At 65.7% G+C, this 22,578-nt stretch carries 15 protein-coding genes; 7 read left to right on the top strand and 8 right to left on the bottom strand.

Annotated elements, in window-relative coordinates; translation table 11 throughout:
* Nucleotides 1–358: 358 nt before the first annotated feature.
* The gene (locus NF699_18595) at nt 359–3,379 is read left to right on the top strand and encodes a TonB-dependent receptor (GenBank protein USU05011.1); all 3,021 of its coding nucleotides are present in this window, start codon (nt 359–361) and stop codon (nt 3,377–3,379) included.
* A 59-nt stretch (nt 3,380–3,438) separates the two neighbouring features.
* On the opposite strand, the gene NF699_18590 is transcribed toward NF699_18595, so the two are convergent.
* The gene (locus tag NF699_18590; protein ID USU05010.1) at nt 3,439–4,602 is read right to left on the bottom strand and encodes an alpha-hydroxy-acid oxidizing protein; all 1,164 of its coding nucleotides are present in this window, start codon (nt 4,600–4,602) and stop codon (nt 3,439–3,441) included.
* 76 nt (nt 4,603–4,678) lie between these two features.
* Between NF699_18590 and NF699_18585 the strand changes: the two genes are divergently transcribed.
* The 5 genes from NF699_18585 to NF699_18565 all read left to right on the top strand — a co-directional run bounded on the left by NF699_18585 (nt 4,679) and on the right by NF699_18565 (nt 10,352).
* Nucleotides 4,679–5,581 (top strand): alpha-L-glutamate ligase, encoded by a 903-nt coding sequence (locus NF699_18585; protein ID USU05009.1) that lies wholly within the window; start codon nt 4,679–4,681, stop codon nt 5,579–5,581.
* Nucleotides 5,581–6,597 (top strand): LLM class flavin-dependent oxidoreductase, encoded by a 1,017-nt coding sequence (locus NF699_18580; GenBank protein ID USU05008.1) that lies wholly within the window; start codon nt 5,581–5,583, stop codon nt 6,595–6,597. Before NF699_18585 ends, NF699_18580 begins: the two co-directional genes overlap by 1 nt.
* A gap of 84 nt (nt 6,598–6,681) precedes the next feature.
* Nucleotides 6,682–8,319 carry an inorganic phosphate transporter gene (locus tag NF699_18575; protein USU05007.1) on the top strand — a complete coding sequence of 546 codons (1,638 nt, stop codon included), beginning with the start codon at nt 6,682–6,684 and terminating at the stop codon, nt 8,317–8,319.
* Between the two features lie 114 nt (nt 8,320–8,433).
* Nucleotides 8,434–9,297: a UDP-2,3-diacylglucosamine diphosphatase gene (locus NF699_18570; protein USU05006.1), complete on the top strand. Its 864-nt coding sequence runs from the start codon at nt 8,434–8,436 to the stop codon at nt 9,295–9,297.
* A complete protein-coding gene (locus NF699_18565; GenBank protein USU05005.1) occupies nt 9,297–10,352 on the top strand; it encodes a glycosyltransferase family 1 protein in 1,056 nt (351 codons plus the stop codon). Before NF699_18570 ends, NF699_18565 begins: the two co-directional genes overlap by 1 nt.
* On the opposite strand, the gene NF699_18560 is transcribed toward NF699_18565, so the two are convergent.
* The 3 genes from NF699_18560 to NF699_18550 are packed head-to-tail and all read right to left on the bottom strand — an operon-like array spanning nt 10,329 to nt 16,240.
* Complete coding sequence (locus NF699_18560; protein ID USU05004.1) at nt 10,329–11,831, bottom strand: efflux transporter outer membrane subunit; 1,503 nt, start codon at nt 11,829–11,831, stop codon at nt 10,329–10,331. The genes NF699_18565 and NF699_18560 overlap by 24 nt on opposite strands.
* A 5-nt stretch (nt 11,832–11,836) precedes the next feature.
* On the bottom strand, nt 11,837–15,040 hold the full coding sequence (locus NF699_18555; GenBank protein ID USU05003.1) for an efflux RND transporter permease subunit: 3,204 nt from the start codon (nt 15,038–15,040) through the stop codon (nt 11,837–11,839).
* Between the two features lie 6 nt (nt 15,041–15,046).
* Nucleotides 15,047–16,240 carry an efflux RND transporter periplasmic adaptor subunit gene (locus tag NF699_18550; GenBank protein ID USU05002.1) on the bottom strand — a complete coding sequence of 398 codons (1,194 nt, stop codon included), beginning with the start codon at nt 16,238–16,240 and terminating at the stop codon, nt 15,047–15,049.
* A gap of 147 nt (nt 16,241–16,387) precedes the next feature.
* Here NF699_18550 and NF699_18545 point away from each other — a divergent pair, with 147 nt between their 5' ends.
* Nucleotides 16,388–16,978 (top strand): TetR/AcrR family transcriptional regulator, encoded by a 591-nt coding sequence (locus NF699_18545; protein ID USU05001.1) that lies wholly within the window; start codon nt 16,388–16,390, stop codon nt 16,976–16,978.
* A gap of 88 nt (nt 16,979–17,066) precedes the next feature.
* On the opposite strand, the gene NF699_18540 is transcribed toward NF699_18545, so the two are convergent.
* From NF699_18540 to NF699_18525, 4 genes are all read right to left on the bottom strand, one after another.
* Nucleotides 17,067–18,413, bottom strand: a complete 1,347-nt coding sequence (locus NF699_18540) for a sigma-54 dependent transcriptional regulator (GenBank protein ID USU05000.1) — start codon at nt 18,411–18,413, stop codon at nt 17,067–17,069.
* Nucleotides 18,410–20,182 (bottom strand): ATP-binding protein, encoded by a 1,773-nt coding sequence (locus NF699_18535; protein USU04999.1) that lies wholly within the window; start codon nt 20,180–20,182, stop codon nt 18,410–18,412. Before NF699_18535 ends, NF699_18540 begins: the two co-directional genes overlap by 4 nt.
* Nucleotides 20,183–20,243: 61 nt before the next feature.
* Complete coding sequence (locus tag NF699_18530; protein USU04998.1) at nt 20,244–20,855, bottom strand: TetR/AcrR family transcriptional regulator; 612 nt, start codon at nt 20,853–20,855, stop codon at nt 20,244–20,246.
* A 64-nt stretch (nt 20,856–20,919) separates the two neighbouring features.
* Nucleotides 20,920–22,575 (bottom strand): NAD(P)/FAD-dependent oxidoreductase, encoded by a 1,656-nt coding sequence (locus tag NF699_18525; protein ID USU04997.1) that lies wholly within the window; start codon nt 22,573–22,575, stop codon nt 20,920–20,922.
* Nucleotides 22,576–22,578 lie beyond the last annotated feature (3 nt).

The raw sequence follows: 22,578 nt of genomic DNA, 5'->3' as shown, positions 1-22,578 counted from the left end.
AAATGCCGACGCACGATTGTGTTACGTCAGTGTGCCTACCATGTAGCAAAATTAGGCCCATCGCCGCGGTTGGATCAAAATGCATCCCGCGGCTTATTGCTGACAAACAAGCTCCTGCGAGACCTTTCAGAATCATGAACGAGCGACCTGTGTTCGTCTCAATGTAACGATTTTCGACGGTGCAGTGGGAGTGACCTAATACCCTCTCCTGCACCTGTAACGCAAACGCAACACCGGAAGGAAATCTGCCACAAACCGGATACTTCGCCCTCGTCTGCGCGATTTTCCGCAGCTACCCGGCCTGCTCTTCGGGACAGGTTTGCTGCCATTCTGAGGCTTTAGTGACAGGACGATGATCATGACCCTCGCGTACCGCCGGCAGTTGCTGGCAACTTCCCTCTTCGTCGGCGCCGCGATGCTCGCTACGCCTGCCATGGCGCAGGATGCTGCTCCCCCGACCACGCAGGATACTCCGGCCCAGACCACCAACGACCAGGCTGCCGGCCAGTCCGCGACCGGCGTGACGCCAGCCGGCGACGGCGCAACTGCGATCGGTCAGGACACACCGGGCGGCGCGGATATCGTCGTCACCGGCTCACGCATCGCCTCGCCGGCCGCCGCATCGGCCTCGCCGTTGCAGGTGATCGGTGCAGAGCAGATCCAGCAGCAGGGCGCGATCAACGTCCAGGAAGTGCTGTTGCAGAACCCGGCGTTCGGTTCGCCCGGTATCAGCCGCACCAACTCCAGCTTCGCGACGCAGGGCGCCGGTGCCGCTACGGTCAACCTGCGCAATCTCGGCGAGGATCGCACGCTTGTTCTCGTCAATGGTCGCCGGTTCGTCTCGGGGCAACCCGGCAGCCAGGCCGTCGACCTCAACGTCATCCCGACCCAGTTCCTCGAGCGCGTCGATGTCCTCACCGGCGGTGCGTCGGCGGTCTACGGTTCCGATGCCGTCGCCGGCGTGGTGAACTTCATCTACAAGACGAAGTTCGACGGCCTGCAGATGGATGGCCAGATCGGCATCTCCGAACGCGGCGATGGCTTCGATCGTCAGGTCAACCTGCTCGCCGGCAAGAACTTTGCTGATGGCCGCGGCAATATCATGCTGTTCGGCGGCTATTCCAAGGAAGGGACGATCTTCAAGAAGGATCGCTCGACCGAGGCGGGTTCCAGTGCCGTCGATTCGAGCAGCCTCGCCTTCTCGTCGGGCCGTGACGAAGACCTGTTCACCCCGCAGACCCTGCTGTCTGGCTTCACGCCCGGCGGCCGCATCTATGCCGGCGACCAGACCTTCAGCTACAATAGTGGCTCGCTGGTCAATTGCACGGGCGTGAGCTGCGGCGGCTTTAACCGCTCTGACTTCCGCTATCTCGCCGTCCCGGTCGAGCGTTACGTCGCCGCGGGCCGCGCCAACTTTGAAGTGTCGGATGCCGCCAACCTGTGGCTCGAGGGCAATTATGCCAAGACCAAGGTCAACACGGTCATCGAGGCATTCCCCCTCAGTTCCGATCTGGTCGCGATCGCGTCGGGCGGACAGGTGCCGATCCAGTCCGTCGTCGGCGGTGTCACCTATCGCAATCCGTTCGTGCCGGATGCGATCTTCAATGCCGCGACCGATACCAATGGCGATGGCCTGCGCGACGTCTACTTCGATCGCCGCCTCGCCGATTTCGGTCCCCGCACGCAATCGGCCAGTCGCGACCTGTTCCGCATCGCGGGCGGCGTGAACGGCAAGTTCCTCGAGGATCGCTTCAGCTACGAGGTCTACGGCATCTACGGCGAGACCAAGGAAGACCAGCGCGGCAGCGGCCAGTTCAACAGCGCCAATTTCGTTCAGGCGCTGAATTCCTATCGCGATCCGGCCACCGGTCAGATCGTCTGCGCCGATCCGGCCGCTCGTGCCGCCGGCTGCATTCCTGCCAACATCTATGGCATTGGTACGCTCGCCAACACCGCGGCCTATCTCGCCGCGCCGACGACGCTCGACACGAAGGTTACGCAGACCGTTGCCGGCGCCAACGTCACCGGCAAGCTGTTCTCGCTGTTCGGGGCCGATCCGATCGGCGTCAACGTCGGCACGGAATATCGCCGTGAGACCAGCTCGAACGTGTTCGATCTGCTCACCCAGCAGGGACTGAACGGCAACAATGCGCTGCCGTCCACCTCGGGCAAGTTCGATCTGTGGGAGGGGTTCGGCGAGGCGATCGTCCCGATCATCCAGGACAAGCCGTTCTTCCGCTCGCTCAGCCTGCGTGGCGCGGTGCGCGTGTCCGACTATTCGACGGTCGGCACGACGTTCAGCTATAACTATGGCGGCGAATGGGCTCCGGTCGAGGACATCCGCTTCCGCGTCATCAAGGCCCGCTCGGTCCGCGCGCCGAACATCAACGAGCTGTTCCAGGCCCCGCAACAGGATTTCCCGTCGGGCTTGCAGGACCCCTGCCTGGGCGTGACCGCGACCAGCACCGGCACCGTCTCGACCAATTGTCGCGCCGCCGCCGGGGTCGCCGCCAACATCGCCGCCAACGGCCGGTTCACCGCAAACCAGGCGGATCTTCAGGGCATCACCAGCTTCGCTGGCGGCAATCCCGCCTTGCAGGAGGAGAAGGGCGATTCGTTCACCGCGGGCGTCGTGATCAATCCGCGCTCGATCCGCGGTCTGCGCAACCTCGTCGTCACTGTCGACTACTTCAACATCCGCATCAAGGATGCGATCGTGTCGACCCCGCTGCAGTTCATCCTGAACCAGTGCTACGCCAACTCGATCCAGTCCTATTGCGACCTGATCACGCGGCGTGCGACGGTCGTCGGCCCGAACAGCGCCGGTTCGCTGGACGAGGTGAATTCGGGTCCGTCGAACAGCGGCGGCGTCAAGACGTCGGGTATCGATACCACGGTGACCTGGCGTCAGAACCTGGCCGATTGGGGTCTGGGCGGTACGCTGGGCCTGCGCGGTTCGTACACGCACCTGATCAGTGGCTATTCGGTGCCGCTGCCCGATTCCGACCGCGACTATTTCGCGGGCGAGATCGGCGCGCCGCGTGACAAGTTCACGATCAACGGTTCGTACGACATGGCGGGCGTCGGCCTGACCATGACCGGTACGTGGCTCAGCCAGTCGAGCCTCGACGACCAGCTCGTCGGCGCACGGCCGGGCAGCAATCCGCTGTACCGTGTCCGTCCGCAATTCTACCTCGACTCGCAGATCCGCTTCCGCACCGCCGACAATTTCGAATTTTATATCGGCGGCGACAATCTGCTCGACAACAAGCCGCCGTACCTCGCCGACATCGGCGCATCGGCAGGTCAGGATACCGATGCCGGCACCTATGACGCGCTCGGCCGTCGCTACTATGCCGGCGTCCGCATCGGTCTCTGATCCGATTACGACCCGAACGACCGGGGGGAGCGACCGAAAGGCCGCTCCCCCTTTTCGTCTCACACGCGCGTGATCCCCGCCTCGCGCACCGCGGCCAGTGTGGGCCAGCCGTTCACCGCCATCAGCAGGTCCGCCTCCGCCAGCAGGCAGCGCAGCACATGCGACGCGCCCTCTGCCCCGCCGATCGCCAGTCCATAGGAATATGGGCGACCGATCCCGACCGCATCCGCGCCCAGCGCGATCGCCTTCACCACATCGGTTCCCGATCGCACACCGCTGTCGAACAACACCGGCACCCGGCCCGCCACCGCCGAGACCACGGCCGGCAGCATGTCGATCGCAGCGATGCCGCCATTCGCCTGCCGTCCGCCATGGTTCGAGCAATAGATCCCATCCGCCCCCAGATCGACCGCATGCCGTGCATCCTCGGGGTGGCAGATGCCCTTCAGCACCACCGGCAGCGATGTGATCGACTTGAGCCAGGCAAGATCGTGCCATCCCAGCACCCTGCCGAACAGCCGCGCCCACAGCCCGACTGCTTCCGCCATATTCTGCGAGATATCCTTACCAAGCCTTTGTTGAAACACGGGATCGCTGAAGTAATTGCTCAGTACGTGGCCACGCAGCTGGGGAAAGTTCGCAACGTTCAGGTCGCGTGGCCGCCACCCCGTCACCCACGTATCCAGCGTCACCACCAGCGCCTTCGCCCCCGCGGCCTCAGCACGTCGGACGAGGCTTTCGGCCAGTTCCTGGTCCTTGGGCGTGTACAGCTGGAAGAACGACGGCACCGCCCCCGCCGCCGCGATCACGTCCTCGACCGGATCGTTGGCCAGCGTCGATACGCACAGCGGCACCCCCGTCGCTGCGGCCGCCCTCGCCGCGGCCAGATCGCCATGCCCGTCCTGCGTGCACAGGCCCGTCACTCCGATCGGCGCCATGAACAAGGGCGTCGGCAGCGTGCATCCGAACAGCGTGATCGACAGGTCGCGCGCGGTACAATCCACCATCATTCTGGGCGTCATACCCCAATGGCCGAATGCTTCGGCATTGCGTTGCTGCGTCAGTTCGTCCCCGCACCCGCCCTGCACATAGCCCAGCACGCCCGGCGCCATCGCCGCCGACGCGCGTGCCTCCAGCCCGGCGAAGTCGACCGGCCAGCGCGGCATCACGCCTTGCAAGCCCGCGCCGTAGATCAGGTTCTGGTAATCGCCGTACTGCGCCACGCCGCCTCTCCTTTTCCGGTTGCAAGCCAAGCTACACTTCCCCCGGCGCCCGTCGATCCGCTAAGTTCCTCCTGACATGACCAATCTTGCCATCCTCTACGAACATCCGGCGTGGTTCGCGCCGCTGTTCGCCGCCCTCGACCGCCGCGGCATCGCCTATTCTGCGCTGAAGCCGGATGGTAACTGGAACCCTGCCGATACGGCCTTGCCCGCGCCGCTAATCTTCAACCGCATCGCGATGTCGAGTTTCCTGCGCAGCGACGAACATCCCATCTTTCACGCCGCCGCCCTGCTCGATCACTGGCGCCGGGCAGGCGCCTCGATCGTCAACGGTCCCGATGTGCTCGCTATTGATTCGTCCAAGGCGCGTCAGCTCTCGCTCATCGCGAGCCTGGGCCTCGCGATTCCGGCCACACGTGTCGTTCATCGCGCAGTCGACGTAGAGGCCGCCGCGAACAGCATCGGCTTTCCCCTCGTCGTGAAGGCGAACATCGGCGGTTCCGGTGCAGGCATCGTGCGCTTCGACAGCGCCTCGGACTTGCGCGCCGCGATCGCCGACGGAGGCCTGCCGACCAGCATCGACGGCGTTTTGCTGGTGCAGGACTACGTCCCCGCCCGCGCCGGTACGATCACCCGCATCGAGACACTCAACCGCAACTTCCTCTACGCGATCGACGTCGCCGGCGGCGGCGCATTCGATCTTTGCCCCGCCGACGCCTGCGTCGTGCCGGGCAGCGGCATCGCCATGACCGCCGTCACCCCCGCGCCGGAGATGATCAAGGGTGCGGAACGGATAGCCCGCGCGGTCGACCTCGACGTCGGCGGGGTCGAGGTCATGGTCGACGACCGTGATGGCGTCGCCCGTTTCTATGATATCAATGCCTTGTCCAACTTCGTTGCCAACCCACAGGAGGTTCTGGGTTACGATCCCCATGATAACCTAGTCGATTATCTCGTCACCCGCATGAAGGACGCCTGATGCGTTACGGTTATTGGATGCCTGTCTTCGGCGGCTGGCTGCGCAATGTCCCCGACGAGGGGATGGAGGCGACCTGGGAATATTCCAGACGGCTGACCCGGAACGCCGAACGCTGGGGCTATAACCTCAGCCTGATAGCGGAGCTGAACCTCAACGACATCAAGGGCGTGGAACAACCCGCGCTCGATGCATGGTCGACCGCCGCCGCCCTTGCCGCGGTGACCGACACCATCGAATTGATGGTCGCCGTTCGCCCGAACTTCCATCATCCCGCCCTCTTCGCCAAGGCTGCTGCGAATATCGACCGCATCTCGAACGGTCGCCTCGCGCTCAACGTCGTCTCCTCCTGGTGGGCCGATGAGGCGAAGCAATATGGCCTGCAATTCGACCAGCACGACGACCGCTACGCCCGTACCGAGGAATGGCTCAGCGTCGTCGACGGCCTGTGGACGCAGGAGCGTTTTACCTTCGAAGGCGCATATTACCGAACGCAGGACGCGATCTGCGCTCCCAAGCCGGTGAAACCGCCCACCATCTACGCCGGCGGCGAGAGCGAAAAGGCGAAGACGATGATCGCCGCGCGATGCGATGCCTATGTCATGCACGGCGATCCGGTCGCGGCGATCGCCCCGAAGATCGCCGACATGGCCGCGCGCCGCGAAGCCGCAGGCGGTGCGCCGATGCACTATGGCATGGCCGCCTATGCCATCGTCCGGGATAGCGAGGCGGAGGCGAAGCGCGAACTCGACCGCATCACGCAGATCAGCGATCTGCCGGCAGGATACGCGAATTTCGACCAGTGGCTGTCCGGAACGCAGCTTGAGCGCGAACTGAAGATCCAGGAATATTCCGTCTCCAACCGTGGCTTGCGCCCCAATCTTGTCGGCACGCCCGAACAGCTGAAGGAACGGATCGCCGAATATGAAGCGGCCGGTCTCGATCTGCTTCTGCTCCAGATGAGTCCGCAGGAAGAGGAAATGGAACGCTTCGCCGCGCAGGTGATGGGAACGGTGTAAGCCGCCGCTTCGCCACTACGCCCAACCCATGATAACATCCGTCCTGTCACGAACCCGTCACATTGCGGGTCCACCGGCGGTGTCATGGCTACCATGGTCCACGCAGCACCTTCTTCCACGGCGGCGCGCGGTCCCCGCCTCGATGGCCACCTGCATCCGGCGGGGCGCTGGATATTCCTCGCGGTCCTGATCGGTGCGCTCGGCTATGCCGGGGCCAGCATCATCGCCGACACGGCAGAGGTCGGCGAAACGCTGGCCACCGGCGTATTCATGTTCCTGGGGCTGGCGCTGCTGATCGCGCTCGGGTTCGAATTCGTCAACGGCTTCCACGACGCCGCCAATGCCGTTGCCACTGTCATCTACACGCATGCCATGCCCGCGCCGCTCGCGGTCGTCTGGTCTGGATTCTTCAATTTCCTCGGTGTGCTTTTCTCATCGGGCGCCGTCGCCTATTCGATCATCACGCTGTTGCCGGTCGAACTGATCCTGCACATCGGGTCCGCGGGCGGGTTCGCGATGATCTTCGCGCTGTTGCTGGCAGCCGTGCTGTGGAACCTCGCCACCTGGTACGTCGGCCTGCCCAATTCTTCCAGCCATGCGCTGATCGGCTCGATCCTCGGCGTCGGCCTCGCCAACCAGCTGCTGTCGAACACCGGCGGCACCTCCGGCGTCGACTGGCATCAGGCGGAAAAGGTCTTGTCGGCGCTGATGGTCAGCCCGCTGATCGGCTTCGGCGGAGCGCTCCTGCTGCTGCTCGTGATGAAGCGCTTCCTGCGCGACCCCAAGCTCTATCGTGCGCCCGACGTCGGTGCGCCGCCGCCGAAAGGCATCCGTGCCACGCTGATCCTTACCTGCACCGCGGTCAGCTTCGCGCACGGCAGCAACGACGGGCAGAAGGGCATGGGTCTCATCATGCTCATCCTGATCGGCTGCGCCCCCACCGCCTACGCCCTCAACCGCACGGTGCCGGAAAGCGCGACACCCGCCTTCGTCCAGCAGGCGCGCGCCGCGCAAGCCATCTTCGCACGTCAGCCGGGGCCCGAGCCCACCTCGATCGACGCCGCCCGTGCGACCGTGACGCAGGGTCTGGCCAATCGCCGTATCGACACCCCTGCCGTGTACGGTGCGTTGTCGTCCCTGTCGCGCGACGTCGGCGACCGACTCGAAAGCTACGGTTCGCTCGGCAAGGTTCCCGCCGCCGCCACGCCGAACTTGCGCGGCGACATGTATCTCGTCCTCGACGCCAGCAAGATGGTCGTCGCCAGCGAGGGCGCCAAGGGCCGCTTTACGGCACAGGAGATCGAGGGGATCAAAGGGTACGGCAACGCGCTGGAACAGGGCACCCGCTATATCCCGCTGTGGGTCAAGGTCACCGTCGCGATCGCGCTCGGCCTCGGCACGATGGTCGGCTGGCGGCGCATCGTCGTCACCGTCGGCGAACGGATCGGCAAGACGCATCTGACCTATGGCATGGGCATGGCGGCGGAACTGATGACCGCCGCGACGATCCTGCTCGCCGAACGCTTCGCGATGCCGGTCTCGACCACGCACATCCTGTCCTCGGGCGTCGCGGGCGCGTCGGTCGCCAACGGCGCGGGACTGCAATGGCGCACGATCCGCAACATGGCGCTCGCCTGGGTCATGACACTGCCGGCCGCGATGCTGCTGGCGGGAACGTTGTACTGGCTCCTGCTGACGGTACTGCGCACGACGATGGGTTGAGGCGCCCGACCAGCGCTCATCGACCGCCACACATCCGTAACGCTGCCGTGACCGGGCCGTAACATCGCACGGGCATAGCCTTCGTCAGGAACAGCGCGTTCCGGGGGGCCATGCATGACCACCGACGATCAGATCACCGCCGACATCATTGCGTTCACGCCGCAGCGTCCGACGCTGCCGGAGCGCACCGGCGTCACTCGCCGCCGCTTCCGCACGATCTGGATCAGCGACGTCCACCTCGGCACACGCGGCTGCAATGCCGGAATGCTGATCGACTTCCTCGACCACGTCGACAGCGAGCAGCTTTATCTCGTCGGCGACATGATCGACGGCTGGCGGCTCAAGAAGCGCTTCTACTGGCCGCCCGCGCACAATGACGTCGTCTGGCGCCTGATGAAGCGCGCCAAGCGTGGCACCCGCGTCACCTACATCCCCGGCAATCACGACGAGATCTTCCGTCAGTTCGCCGGTCTCGACTTCGGCGGCGTCAGGATCCGGCGCAAGGCGATCCATACCACCGCCGATGGCCGTCGTCTGCTCGTCCTGCACGGTGACGAATTCGACGCGATCACCCTCGCGCACCGCTGGGTCGCACTGGTCGGCGACAGTGCCTACACCGCGCTGATGGTCGTCAATCAATGGGTCAATTTCACCCGGCGGCGACTGGGCCTTCCCTATTGGTCGCTGTCGAAGCACGCCAAGGCCAAGGTCAAGAACGCCGTCGCCTTCATCTCGCAATTCGAGGAGGTCGTTGCGCACGCCGCGGGATCCCGCGGCGTCGACGGGGTCGTTTGCGGCCACATCCACACGGCCGAAATCCGCCAGATCGGCGATGTCGCTTACTATAACGATGGCGACTGGGTGGAAGGCTGCACCGCATTGGTCGAACATTTCGACGGACGCATGGAATTGCTGCACTGGGCGGACGAAATCGCCAGGCGCGACGCGGGCGACCGCGCCGGAACGCTGGCCGCCTGATGCGTATCGCCCTCGTCACCGACGCCTGGACCCCGCAGGTCAACGGCGTCGTGCGCACGCTGACCGCGGTCACCAAGGAACTGGAGGGGCAGGGGCATGCCGTGCTGACGATCTCGCCCGATCGCTTCGTCAACCTGCCCTGCCCCAGCTATCCCGAAATCCGGCTGGCGCTGGCACGGGGCAGCACGATCGGTCGCCTCATCCGCGCCTTCGACGCCGATGCGATCCACATCGCCACCGAAGGTCCGCTCGGTCTGGCCGCCCGGCGTTGGTGCGTCGCCAGGGGGTTGCGCTTCACGACCGCCTATCACACCCAGTTTCCCGATTATGTAGCGACGCGCACCGGCGCGAATCCCGAATGGATCTGGCGTTATATCAGGTGGTTCCACGCCCCCGCCGACGCGATCCTGACCTCGACGCCATCGGTCGACGCCATATTGCGTGCGCACGGCCTTTCGTCGCTGCGACGCTGGGGCCGCGGCGTCGACCTTTCGACCTTCTCCGCCGACGGCGCGCACGATCCGGCGATCGAAGCGCTTGCTGGCCCGATCCTGCTGTATGTCGGGCGCGTCGCGGTGGAGAAGAACGTCGAGACGTTCCTGGAAACGCCCGTCACCGGCACGAAGGTCGTCGTCGGCGACGGCCCCGCCCGCGCAATGCTGGCCGCCCGCTATCCCCACGTGCGGTTTCTCGGCGCCAAATTCGGCGCCGATCTGGCGGCAGCCTATCGCAGCGCCGACGTGCTGGTCTTTCCCAGTCTCACCGACACCTTTGGTCTGGTGATGATCGAAGCGCTGGCATGCGGCACGCCTGTTGCCGCCTTTCCCGCTCCGGGGCCGCTCGACATCCTCGACGAGAGCATCGGCGCGATCCACGCCGATCTGGCAACGGCGATACATCGCGCAAACACCCGCGATCGTGCCCGATGCACCGCCTATGCCAGCCGCTTCACCTGGGCGAACAGCGCGGCGCAGTTCCTCGACAACCTGGCGCCGATCCGGGCGCCGGCCGTCAACGCGGCCCGAGCGGGATCACTCCAGCCCGCCACCCAGTGACCGATACAGTTCGACCAGATTGCTCCCCCGCGAAAGTCGCGTCGTCACCAGCTGCTGCTGCGCCGTGTAGAGGTTGCGTTGCGAGTCGAGTGTGGTGAGGAAGGAATCCACCCCCGCCCGGTATCGTGCATCGGAAATCCGGAACGCGACGTCGGCCGCATTCGCCCGGGCCGTCTGTGCGGCGATCTGCTCGTCGATCGTGCCGCGCTGCGCCAGCGCATCCGCAACCTCGCGGAACGCGGTTTGCACCGTCTTCTCATAGGTCGCGACCGCGGACTGCTGTTGCGCCCGTGCGACGTCCACGTTGCCGCGCAGGCGTCCGCCATCGAACAGCGGCAGCGAAACCGAAGGCGCTCCGGTGTAGGTGAAGCTGCCGCCCGAGAACAACCCGCTCAACGCCGTGCTGATCGTACCCAACGTCGCTGTCAGCGAGATGCGCGGAAACAGGGCTGCGCGCGCCGCACCGATATTGGCGTTCTGTGCGATCAGCTGATGCTCGGCCTGCAACACGTCCGGCCGCCGCAGCAGCACGTCGGATGCGACGCCTGCCGGCAGCACCTGCAACGCGGCATCGCCATTACCCAGCCCCTGCGGCAGCAGTTCGGGGCCGACGGACGTGCCGACCAGCAGGTCGAGCGCGTTCTTGTCCCGCGCAACCCGCGTCTTCAACACCGCGATATCGTTGCGCGCCGTCTGGTAGGTCGTCTCAGCCTGCCGCGCTTCCAGTTCAGACGCTACGCCGATGCGGAACTGCGCCCGCGTCAGCTCCAGCGACTGTTCGAACGACTTCAGCGAATCCTGCGAAATACGCAGCTGATCCTGATCCGACGCCAGCGTCAGCCAGGCCGTCGCAATCTCCGCGATCAGGCTGATCCGCGTTGATCGTTGCGCCTCTTCCGTCGCGAAATACTGCTCCAAAGCCGCGCGGTTCAGGTTGCGCACCCGCCCGAACAGGTCGAGCTCGAACGCCGAAAAGCCGGCATTGACGGAATAGAATTCCAGGTTCGACGATGCCCCGCCTACGCCGGTTCCAACGCCGGCGCCGCCGCCGCCCGCCCCGGCACCGGCTCCAGCACCACCCCCGGATGTACCGCCACCAGCCGCACCGCCCAGCGCACCGGCCGCACCCTGGATGTTATTGGTGTAGGTTCCCGATCCGGACACCGTGGTCGACGGCACCAGATCGGCGCGCGAAACACGATATTGTGCCCGAGCCTGCAATACGTTCGCCGCGGCGACGCGCAGATCGCGGTTGTTTTCGAGCCCCAGCGCGATCGTGTCGCGCAATCGCTCGTCCGTGAAAAACGTCCTCCAGCCGATCTTCGTCACGTCGGGCGCGTCGGTCGCCGCCGCCGGATAGACGCCGCCCTGCGGCAGCGCCGCCGGGACCGCGCCGACCGGGCGTACATACTTCGGCGCCAGGTTGCAGCCGGCGAGCGCCGTGGCCGCGAGCAGGCCGAGGACACATTTACTATTCATCACACTCACGCTCCCTGCGGCGCGGGAACTGGCCCGCGCGCGCCGTCATCAGGCGTATCGTCATCATGCGGTCGGTCCTCGACCACCGGCTTCGCCTCGCCACCGTGCCCGAACAGGCGCAGCACCACGACGAAGAACATCGGCACGAAGAAGATCGCGAGCACCGTCGCCGACAGCATGCCGCCAACCACGGCGCGACCGATCGCATTCTGCCCGCCCGCGCCCGCGCCGGTCGAGATCGCCAACGGCAGCACGCCGAAGATGAAGGCCAGCGACGTCATCAGGATCGGGCGAAGGCGCAGCTTGGCGGCCTCCACTGCCGCGTCGAAGGGCTTCATCCCCTCGTTGATCCGCTCCTCGGCGAATTCGACGATCAGGATCGCGTTCTTCGCCGACACGCCGATCGTGGTGATCAGGCCGACCTGCAGATAGATGTCGTTGTTCAGCCCAGTCAGCCATGCAGCCAAAACCGCACCTAGGACGCCGAGCGGCACGACCAGCAGCACCGAGATCGGGACCGACCAGCTTTCGTACAGCGCGGCGAGGCACAGGAACACGATCAACAGCGACAGGCCGTACAGCGCCGGAGCCTGACCACCCGACAGCCGCTCCTCGAACGAGAGACCGGTCCATTCGAGCGAAGTCCCCGGCGGCAGCTTGGCGTGAATCTCCTGCATCGCCGTCATCGCCGCTCCGGTGCTCAGGCCCGCTCCCGGCGAACCCTGTATCTGCATCGCCGGCTGTCCGTTGTAGCGGGTCAGCTGCACCGGGGCATTGGCCCATTCCAGCGTCGAGAATGCCGTGAACGGTGCCATCTGCCCGTTGCTGCTGCGCACGTACAGGTCGCCGACATCGTCCGGCGCGAGCCGGTAGGGCGCATCCGCCTGGATGTAGACCCGCTTCACCCGCCCGCGATCGATGAAGTCGTTGATGTAGCCCCCGCCCCACGCGGTAGAAATAGTCGTATTGATGTCGGAAAGGTCGAGCCCGAGAGCCCGCGCCTTGTCCTCGTCGATATTGACTTTCAACTGCGGTGCGTCGTCGAGGCTGAGAGGACGGACCTGCGCCAGGCGCGGGTCCTGCGCGGCCATGCCGAGCATCATGTTGCGTGCCTGCACCAACTTTTCGTGACCGATCCCGCCGGTATCGACCAACTGCGCATCGAAGCCCGTGGCATTGCCCAGCTCCTGCACCGCCGGCGGCACCAGCGCGAAGATCATGCCGTCCTTATACTGGCCGAACGTCCCCATCGCACGCCCGACGATCGCCTGCGCCTTGTTCTCGGCACCGCCGCGGTCTTCCCACGGCTTGAGATTGACGAAGACGAGGCCGGCGTTCTGGCCCTGGCCGGCGAAACTGAAGCCGTTGATGGTGAACACGCCGGCGACGTTGGCGCTTTCCTGTTTCAGAAAGTGGTCGCGGACGAGATTCAGGCCCTTCTCGGTACGTGCGCTGGTGGCACCGGCCGGACCCTGGACCAGCGCAAGCACCGTTCCCTGATCCTCGTCCGGCAGGAAGCCCGACGGCAGGCGCGTGAAGACGAAGACCATGCCGGCGACGATCAGCACGTACACCAGCAGTGACCGCTTCCAGCTGCGGGCGGTGCGTTTCACACCGCCCTCGTACTTGTGCTGCGCCTTGTCGAAATTGCGGTTGAACCAGCCGAAGAACCGCGACAGCAGGCCATTGCCCTGCTTCTTGTCGGGATCGTGGGGCTTCAGGATCGTCGCGCACAGCGCCGGCGTCAGGATCAGCGCGACGAGCACCGACAGCACCATTGCAGAGACGATCGTGATCGAGAACTGACGGTAGATCACGCCGGTCGAGCCGCCGAAGAACGCCATCGGCAGGAACACCGCCGACAACACAAGACCGATGCCGATCAGCGCGCCGCTGATCTCGTCCATCGATTTGCGCGACGCTTCCTTCGGGCTGAGATGTTCGGTGACGATCAGCCGTTCGACGTTCTCGACCACGACGATCGCGTCATCGACCAGCAGTCCGATCGCGAGCACCATGCCGAACAGCGTCAGCGTGTTGATCGTGAAGCCGGCCATCGCCATCACGCCGAACGTGCCGAGCAGCACCACCGGCACCGCGATCGTCGGAATGATCGTCGCGCGCCAGTTCTGGAGGAACAGGAACATGACAAGAAAGACGAGGATCACCGCCTCGACCAGCGTGTGGATCACCTGTTCCACCGACAGCCGCACGAACGGCGTGGTATCGTAGGGATAGATGACCTTCACGTCGGTCGGCAGCGTCTTGCCGATCGACTGCGCCTGCTGCTTGACCAGTTCGACGGTGTCGAGCGCATTGGCCCCGGCGGCGAGACGGACGCCGAAGCCCGATGCCGGCTTGCCGTTGTACTGGACGTCGAACCCGTAATTCTCGGCGCCGAACTCGACGCGGGCGACATCGTTGAGTCGGACGACTGCGCCACTGGCGGACGTCTTCAGCCGGATGTTGCCGAACTGCTCCGGCGTCTGGAGGCGCGACTGCACAGAAACGGTCGCGTTGAGCATCTGCTCCTTGGGTGCCGGCTGTGCGCCGATCTGGCCCGCGGAAATCTGAGCATTCTGCGCCTGCACCGCCGCGGTAACGTCGGCGATGGTGAGGGCAAAGCTGTTCAGCTTGATCGGGTCGATCCAGATCCGCATCGCATATTGCGCGCCGAACACCTGAAGCTCACCGACGCCGGACACGCGGCTGATCGGGTCCTGGAACTTCGATACGACCATGTCCGACAGATCGGTATTGTCATGCGAACCGTCGGTCGAAACGAGACCGACGACCAGCAGGAAGCTGGCAGCGGACTTGGTCACCTGAATACCCTGGCGCTGCACTTCCTGCGGCAGCAGCGGGGTCGCCGCCTGCAACTTGTTCTGCACTTGCACCTGAGCGATGTCGGGATCGGTGCCCTGTTCGAAGGTCAGCGTGATCGTCACCGTACCTGCCGACGAGGACGAGGACGAGAAGTACCGCAGGTTGTCGATGCCCTTCAGCTGCTGCTCGACGATCTGCGTCGTCGTGCGTTCGAGCGTCTCGGCATCGGCACCCGGATAGGTGGCGGTGATCGCCACCGCCGGCGGGGCGATTTCAGGAAACTGGGCGACGGGCAGGCTGCGGATCGCGATCACGCCCGCCAGCATCAGCACCATGGCGATGACCCATGCGAAGATGGGCCGATCGATGAAATAGCGTGACATCTGGGGTTACTTCGCCTGCGCTGCGGGTGCACCGGCGCCGTTGCCCGGCTGGGCTCCGGCGGCGGGCGCGTTGGGGTTCCACGGCTTGCCCTGCACGGCCATGCCGGGGCGCAGCATCATGCCGCCCTCGACGATCACCTTGTCGCCCGCCTTCAGACCGCCGGTGACGAGCCAATTGTCGCCGATCGTCCGTCCGGTCTGGAGCACGCGCGGCTGCACCTTGTTGTCCGCCCCGATGACCATCACGGTCGCATTGCCCTTTTCGTCACGCGTCACCGCGCGCTGCGGTACCAGGATCGCATTCTGATCCGTTCCCTGCGCCAGCGAGGCGCGGACGAACATGCCCGGCAGCAGCAAGCCGTTGGGATTGGGGAACAGCGCACGGATGACCTGCGAGCCGGTCGTCGGATCGACGGTGACGTCGGCGAAGCGCAGCGTCCCCTGCGGACCGTAATCGCTGCCGTCCTCCAGCTTCAGCTTGACCGGCGCATTGCCGTCGCGCGTCAGCTGGCCGTTCATGATCTGCTGGCGCAGCTTGAGCAGGTCGGCGCTCGACTGCTGGATATCGACGTAGATCGGGTCGATCCGCTGGATCGTCGCGAGCGCATCGGTCTGCGCGGCGGACACCAGCGCACCGGTGGTGAAGACCGAGCGGCCGATGCGGCCGGTGATCGGCGCGCGGATGGTGGTGCGCGCAAGATCGATCTGCGCGGTACGCAGCGCCGCCTGCTGCGCGGCCACATCCGCCTGCGCCTGTTGCGCCGTCGTCTGTGCGTTTTCGAGATCCTGGCGTGAGATCGCGTTGATCTTGACCAACTCGCCGTAGCGGCGGGCCAGCGCCGCGCTGGAGGCGATGCTGGCACGCGCACGCGCCAGCGCCGCGCGGGCGCTGGCGACCTGCGCCTGATACGGCGACGGGTCGATCCGGTACAAAGGCTGGCCCTTGCGGACGACATCGCCCTCGACGAACAACCGGTCCAGTACAAGACCGTTGACCTGCGGGCGTACTTCGGAGGTTTCGAACGCGGTGGTGCGGCCGGGTAGCTCGTTGGTGAGCGTCACCGCCTGCGGGCGAACAACGACATAACCAACGCTGGGCGGGCCCTGCGGCGCCTGCTGTTGCTGCTCGTTGCCGCCCCCGCACGCCGCCAGAGCCAGTGCCAACGCGAGCACCGCCACTCCGTGTCGCTTATTCGCCATGCCAAAATGTCCGCTGATAAAATTGTGAGTGATCGATCACTCACGCCCTGCTACTACCTCTTGTGAATTGGCGTCAAGGCTCGCCGGGACGAGGACGGAATGATCGGATCGGAAATTTGTTGCGGTGCGTCAAAAAACAAGCTGGAGATGCGTCGCCAGCTCGTCATCGACGCAGCACGTAAGTTATTCATCGCAAACGGATTTCACGCGACCGGGATCGCCCAGATTTCCAGGGAATCGGGTGTCGCGGTTGGCCAGCTGTATCGGGATTTTTCCGCCAAGGAGGATATCGTCGCTGCGATCGTCAACGCCGATTGCCGCACGTTCATGGCCGCTGATTCGCTACGACTCGCTATCCAGCAGGGCGATGACCAGCAGGTTCGCGACTGGCTGCATCAGTTTGTTCAGCCCGACGACGACGACGAGGACGGCGAGCAATTGTTCGCGGAGATCGTGGCGGAAGCCGCCCGTAACACACGGATCGCCAATATCTTCAATGTCATCCACGAGGATGTCCGTGCGCAGATGCTGAAAGCGGTCGAGATGCTCGCGCCAGGCGACCATCTGGCGGAGCGGCGGGCAACGCTCGCCGATACGATCCTGACGATGAGCCTCGGGCTGATGCACCATCGGCTGGTTCGACCGCACGTTCCGACAGATCAGCTGATCACATCGCTGATCGCGATTGTCGACCGGGAGATCGACGTCCTGCGCGCAGAGGCGCGGGTTCCAGCGTAAGAAGGCTTAACCTTCGTGCGATTCCGGATCTCAAGCTCTTTAGCGGAGACGAGAACCGAACGGCTGGATAGCAATGATGAAACCGCACCTATGACCGCGTCGACGATCGGAACGCGTCGGGATCGATGCCGTAGCGTGTGAGCTTGTAGTATAGCGTCTTGCGCGGGATGCCGAGCACGTCAACCGCCCGCACGACGTTGCCGCCGCAGGCGCGCAGGGCGTCGACAATCGTCGCGGCCTCGAAATCGGCGACGCGGGTCGGCAGGTCGCGGATGCCGGCATCGCCCGCCGCCGCGCCGCCGAAGCTCAGGACGCGATCGAACGCATAGTTGCGCAATTCGCGGACGTTCCCCGGCCAGTGATGCGTCAGGACGTGGCGGCGGTCCGCCTCGTCGATGACGTAATCCGGTTGCGCCAGCTGATCGCGCGCCTGATCGACGAAGGCGACGAACAGGATCATCCGGTCGTGTTCGCGCTCGCGCAACGGCGGAATGTGCAGGCGCGTCGCGGCGAAACGGTGATACAGGTCGCCACGGAACCGGCCGTCCTGCACCGCCTTCGCTAGATCGACGCTGCTGGTCGCGACGACGCGAAGGTTGAGCGCCTCCGCGCGCGCAGCACCGATCGGCTGCACCTCGCGCTCCTCGATCACGCGCAACAGTGCGGCCTGGCTGGCCGGCGCCAGATCGCCGACCTCGTCGAGCAGCAACGTGCCGCCGCTGGACAACGCGATCGTGCCGGTCCGCGCCAGCCGGGTATGCGGCACGCTGTCCGCCGCATGGCCGAACAGCTCGATCCCGGCATTCTCGTCGGTCAATGCCGCGCAATGCGCCGCCATGAACGGGCGCGACCGGCGCGGCCCCAGCCGATGCAGCATCAATGCCGCCAGCTCCTTGCCGGTCCCTGTCTCTCCCTCCACCAGAACGTCGACGTCCGCCTGCGCCAGCTGACGGATCGTGGCACGCAATTGCACCAGCGCCGCACTGTCGCCGATCAACGGGCTTTCCGCCTCGCCTGCCGCCGCCGCCGCGCGCAGCCGGCGGTTCTCCACCAGCAACCCGCGCCGCTCCAGCGCGCGGCTGACCGTCGCGATCAGGTGATCGGTCGCGAACGGCTTGGTCAGGAAATCCCATGCGCCATCGCGCAGCGCCGAGACCGCCATCGGCACGTCGCCATGCCCGGTAATGAGGATCACCGGCAGATCCCGGTCGATGTCCCGGAGGCGGGCGAGCAACTGCAGTCCGTCCATGCGCGGCATCCGGATATCGGACACGACGACGCCGTCGAGATCGGGCGTAATCGCCGCCAGTGCCGCTTCCGCCCCGGCGAAGGCGCGCACGGTCAATCCGGCGAGCTCAAGCGCCTGCGTCGTCGCAAAGCGCAGGGCGTCGTCGTCCTCGACGAAGTAGACGGTCTGATCGGCGACGGCCGTCATGCGATCGACAACGTCAGTTTGAACACCGCGCCCTGCCCGGCGGTCTCGACGAGCGCGAGCTCGCCACCGAATTCGCGCGCGATGTCGCGGGCGATGGCAAGGCCAAGCCCGAGCCCTTCGGGTTTGGCCGATGCGAACGGGGTGAACAGCGTGTCGTCCAGACTGGCATCGACCCCGGGACCGTTATCGGCGATGCGGACCAGCAATCGCTTAGCCCCCTGCCGCTCCGCCGACAGCGTCACCCGCGCGTCGGGCCGGCCTGCAACCGCATCCAGCGCGTTCTGGATCAGGTTGACGAGGATCTGCTCCAGCCGGATACGGTCGCCGTCGACACACAATGCACGCGTCTCCGCCGCAATGTCGTCCACCACGACTGGCCGGGCGCGATCGCCGATCAGCAGCATCGTGCCATCGATTGCCGAACCGAGGGTCGGCGTCCCGCGCGATGGCGTGCGGCGGCGTGCGAAGGCGCGCAGTTCGCCGGTGATCGTGCCGATGCGTTCGGTCAGGCCGACGATCCGCCCCAGATTTTCCCTCGCCAGATCGGGTGCACCGCGGTCCAGCAACCTCGAGCCGTTCTCGGCGAAAGTGCGGATCGCGGCGAGCGGCTGGTTGATCTCATGCGCTACGCCGGCAGTGATCTGGCCCAGCGATCCCAGCCGGTTCGCCTGCGCCAGTTCCTCGCGCGCGGCACGGAACCGCCGGTCCGCGCCGGCGCGCTCCTCGGATTCGATCACCAGTCTGGCGTTGGCATCGCGCAACTCGGCGGTCCGGCGGATCACCTCTTCCTCCAGTGCTACGCGCGCCCGGCGTTGCAGGCGTCGCCGCTCCGCCGCCCGCAGGCCGATCCCGCCGGACAGGCCGAGGATCAGCAGCAGTGCAAACCCCAGTGACAACGCCTGCGACCGCGCGGCGGCGAGCGGCGGCGCAAGGGGGGACAGATGCATCAGCGTGGCGCCCGCGAGCGGCGCCGTCAGCATCGCGAGCCGGAAGCGTTCGGTTCCCCGCCGGCCCGGTATCACCACGTCGCGCCCGTCTCGCGTAAAGGCGGCGTCGGCCGACAGCATCGCACCGAACTGGCGCGATCGTCGCATCGTCGCGAACGTGCGGGGATCGAGTGGGCGGGTGGGATGGAACCGCCAGCCCGGCACGCTGGTGATCAGCACCAGACCGAGCCGGTCTGCGACGATCGTCGCGCCGGGCGATCGCGCCCATTCACGTTCCAGCCGGTCGAACTCGACCTTGACGACGATCACTCCCAGCTTGCGTCCACCCCGGTCGATCCGCCGCGCGAGATACAGGCCTGGCCGGCCGCTAACCGACCCGAGCGCAAACAGCTCCGAACCGCCACGCGCCATCGCCTCGGTGAAATAGCGGCGAAAGGTATAATCCTGTCCGACGAAGCTCGTGGGTTGCTGCCAATTGCTAGCGGCGCGCGCGCGTCCTTTCGCGTCGATCGCATAGAGGACAGCGGCGTCGGTACGTGCCGCGAGCGATGCCAGCGTGCGGTCGAGCCGGCCCACCGCGGCGGGATCGCTGCCGCCGATGGCAGAAGCGACGTCGGGGTATTCGGCGAGCACCAGCGGGAGCAGCCGGAACTTCTGCAATTCGCTTTCGAGCAGGCCCCGATGGGTGCGCGCCAGGGCCAGCGCATTGCGATCCGCGGCCGCACGTGCCGATGTGTCGACCCAGCGGTTCCCGATCGCCAGCAATGCGGCGATCACCGCCGCCGCGAGCAGGCCAAACCAGATCCGACGTGGCACGTTCATCGACTACCGACCTGCCACAGATGGGTCTGGAAGGTTCAGGAAATCGTCGGCGGCTGTGCGATCAGCGGCTCGGCCAGACTGCGAGGCTGGTGTCGACCAGCCGCTCGAGTTCGGCACGGGTCGCACCCGATCCGGCCTGCACCGCCATGCCCTGCAACAGGGCGTAGAGATAACTGGTCAGGCCAAGGGCATCGACGTGCGCGGGCAGGTCGCCGTCGCGTTTCGCCTGTTCGAATCGGTCTACCAGTGCCGCCTGAGACGATGCGCGGCGGGCGATCACGTCGGCCTTGATCGATTCGGCTTCCGCACCGCAGGCCATCGCGCTGATCACGCCAAGGCACCCCTTGGGATCGCATTGGCTGGTCTGCATCGCGAGCGCGCCGCGCATGAAATGCTCGGCGACGGCGCGCGCGGTCGGCTGTTCCAATGCGACGCGGGTATATTCCAGCTTCTCTGCCTCGTAGAGGTCGAGCGCCTTGTGGAACAAGGCCTCCTTGTTGCCGAACGCGGCATACAGGCTGGGACGCGTGATCTGCATCGCCTCCGTCAGGTCGGCGAGCGAGGCACCTTCATATCCCTTGCTCCAGAACACGCGCAGCGCCGCCGCCAGCGCGGCATCGGTGCAGAATTCCCGCGGGCGACCCTTGTGGGGCAGAGTTGCAACGCTTTCCATATCGCTCAGTATAGAACTTCGACCGTCGACAAACAAGACCGTTGCGGACTGAAACTCATTCGCGTCACGCGGCGGTTGCCAGTCGAGCGGCGCCGGCCCGTTCCGCCATCAGGCCGCGCGCCACCGCTTCCGCGATCTTGATGCCGTCGACCGCAGCCGACAGGATGCCGCCAGCGTAACCCGCCCCCTCGCCCGCAGGATACAGCCCGGCGGTGTTGATGCTCTGGAAGTCGTCACCGCGGGTGATCCGCACGGGTGACGACGTCCGGGTCTCGACGCCGGTCATTACCGCGTCGGGATGGTCATAGCCCGGAATCTCGCGACCGAACGCCACCAATGCCTCGCGCATCGCGGAGACCGCGAAGTCGGGCAGGCACGCGGCAAGGTCGGTCAGGTGCACGCCGGGGCGATAGGACGGGATCACGCTGCCAAGCTGCGTCGAGGGCCGTCCGGCGAGGAAGTCGCCCAGCCGCTGCGCCGGTGCCTTGTAATCGCCGCCACCGACCTCGAACGCCCGGCTTTCCCAATGCCGTTGCAGTTCGATCCCGGCGAGCGGATTACCCGGATAGTCGCGTGCCGGATCGATGCCGACGACGATGCCGGAGTTGGCGTTGCGTTCGTTGCGCGAATATTGGCTCATGCCGTTGGTGGCGACCCGCCCCGGCTCGCTTGTCGCCGCGACGACGGTGCCGCCCGGACACATGCAAAAGCTGTAGACCGTTCGTCCGTTGGTGCAATGGTGCGACAGGCTGTACGCCGCCGCCCCCAGATCGGGATGGCCGGCGCACGGCCCGAACCGGGCCTCGTCGATCCAGCTTTGCGGATGTTCGATCCGCACCCCGATCGAGAACGGCTTCGCCTCCAGATGCACGCCGCGATCATGAAGCATGTGGAACGTGTCGCGCGCGCTGTGGCCGAGCGCCAGCACAACCGGCCCCGTCTCCATCCGTTCGCCGGTCTGCAGCGTCAGGCCGCGCAACCGCCGGCTGCCGTCCGCCGCCGTGTCCACCTCGATATCGTCGACGCGGTGCTGGAACCGGTATTCGCCGCCCAGTGCCTCGACCGTCGCGCGCATGCTCTCGACCATCGTCACCAGCCGGAATGTGCCGATATGCGGATGCGCCTCGGTCAGGATCTCGGGCGGCGCGCCCGCCTTGACGAATTCCGTCAGCACCTTGCGGCCGAGGTGGCGCGGGTCCTTGATCTGGCTCCACAATTTGCCGTCCGAGAAGGTCCCTGCTCCGCCCTCTCCGAACTGGACGTTCGATTCGGGGTTCAGCTCGCTGCGGCGCCACAGTCCCCAGGTGTCCTTGGTCCGCTCGCGTACCAGCTTGCCGCGATCGAGGATGATCGGCCGGAAGCCCATCTGGGCCAGGATCAGCCCGGCGAACAATCCGCACGGCCCCGCGCCCACCACCACGGGGCGTGGCCCGACGTAATCCGCGGGAGCCCTTGTCACGAAGCGATAGCCGGTGTCGGGCGTGATATTGACGTCGCGATCACGTTTGAAGCGAGCCAGCACCTGCGGCTCGTTCTTTACCGTCACGTCGATCGAATAGACGAAGTGGATGTCCATCTTGTCGCGCGCGTCATGCGCCCGGCGCGCAACGGTGTAGCGGATCAGGTCACGCGGCGTGATACGCAGGCGATTGCGGATCGCCGCCGCCAGTGCCTCCTCCGGATGATTGAGGGGCAGCTTCAGTTCGGTGATGCGGAGCATGCC

Source organism: Sphingomonadaceae bacterium OTU29LAMAA1 (assembly GCA_024072375.1).
Lineage (GTDB): Bacteria > Pseudomonadota > Alphaproteobacteria > Sphingomonadales > Sphingomonadaceae > Sphingomonas.
The sequence above is the reverse complement of the archived record's forward strand: the minus strand, read 5'-3'. Positions and strand labels throughout refer to the sequence as shown.

Bases quoted from the DNA above. Each gene is read 5' to 3' on its own strand.
- NF699_18595 (USU05011.1), top strand. From the start codon at position 359: ATGACCCTCGCGTACCGCCGGCAGTTGCTGGCAACTTCCCTCTTCGTC.
- NF699_18585 (USU05009.1), top strand. From the start codon at position 4,679: ATGACCAATCTTGCCATCCTCTACGAACATCCGGCGTGGTTCGCGCCG.
- NF699_18580 (USU05008.1), top strand. From the start codon at position 5,581: ATGCGTTACGGTTATTGGATGCCTGTCTTCGGCGGCTGGCTGCGCAAT.
- NF699_18575 (USU05007.1), top strand. From the start codon at position 6,682: ATGGCTACCATGGTCCACGCAGCACCTTCTTCCACGGCGGCGCGCGGT.
- NF699_18570 (USU05006.1), top strand. From the start codon at position 8,434: ATGACCACCGACGATCAGATCACCGCCGACATCATTGCGTTCACGCCG.
- NF699_18565 (USU05005.1), top strand. From the start codon at position 9,297: ATGCGTATCGCCCTCGTCACCGACGCCTGGACCCCGCAGGTCAACGGC.
- NF699_18560 (USU05004.1), bottom strand. From the start codon at position 11,831: ATGAATAGTAAATGTGTCCTCGGCCTGCTCGCGGCCACGGCGCTCGCC.
- NF699_18555 (USU05003.1), bottom strand. From the start codon at position 15,040: ATGTCACGCTATTTCATCGATCGGCCCATCTTCGCATGGGTCATCGCC.
- NF699_18550 (USU05002.1), bottom strand. From the start codon at position 16,240: ATGGCGAATAAGCGACACGGAGTGGCGGTGCTCGCGTTGGCACTGGCT.
- NF699_18545 (USU05001.1), top strand. From the start codon at position 16,388: ATGCGTCGCCAGCTCGTCATCGACGCAGCACGTAAGTTATTCATCGCA.
- NF699_18540 (USU05000.1), bottom strand. From the start codon at position 18,413: ATGACGGCCGTCGCCGATCAGACCGTCTACTTCGTCGAGGACGACGAC.
- NF699_18535 (USU04999.1), bottom strand. From the start codon at position 20,182: ATGAACGTGCCACGTCGGATCTGGTTTGGCCTGCTCGCGGCGGCGGTG.
- NF699_18530 (USU04998.1), bottom strand. From the start codon at position 20,855: ATGGAAAGCGTTGCAACTCTGCCCCACAAGGGTCGCCCGCGGGAATTC.
- NF699_18525 (USU04997.1), bottom strand. From the start codon at position 22,575: ATGCTCCGCATCACCGAACTGAAGCTGCCCCTCAATCATCCGGAGGAG.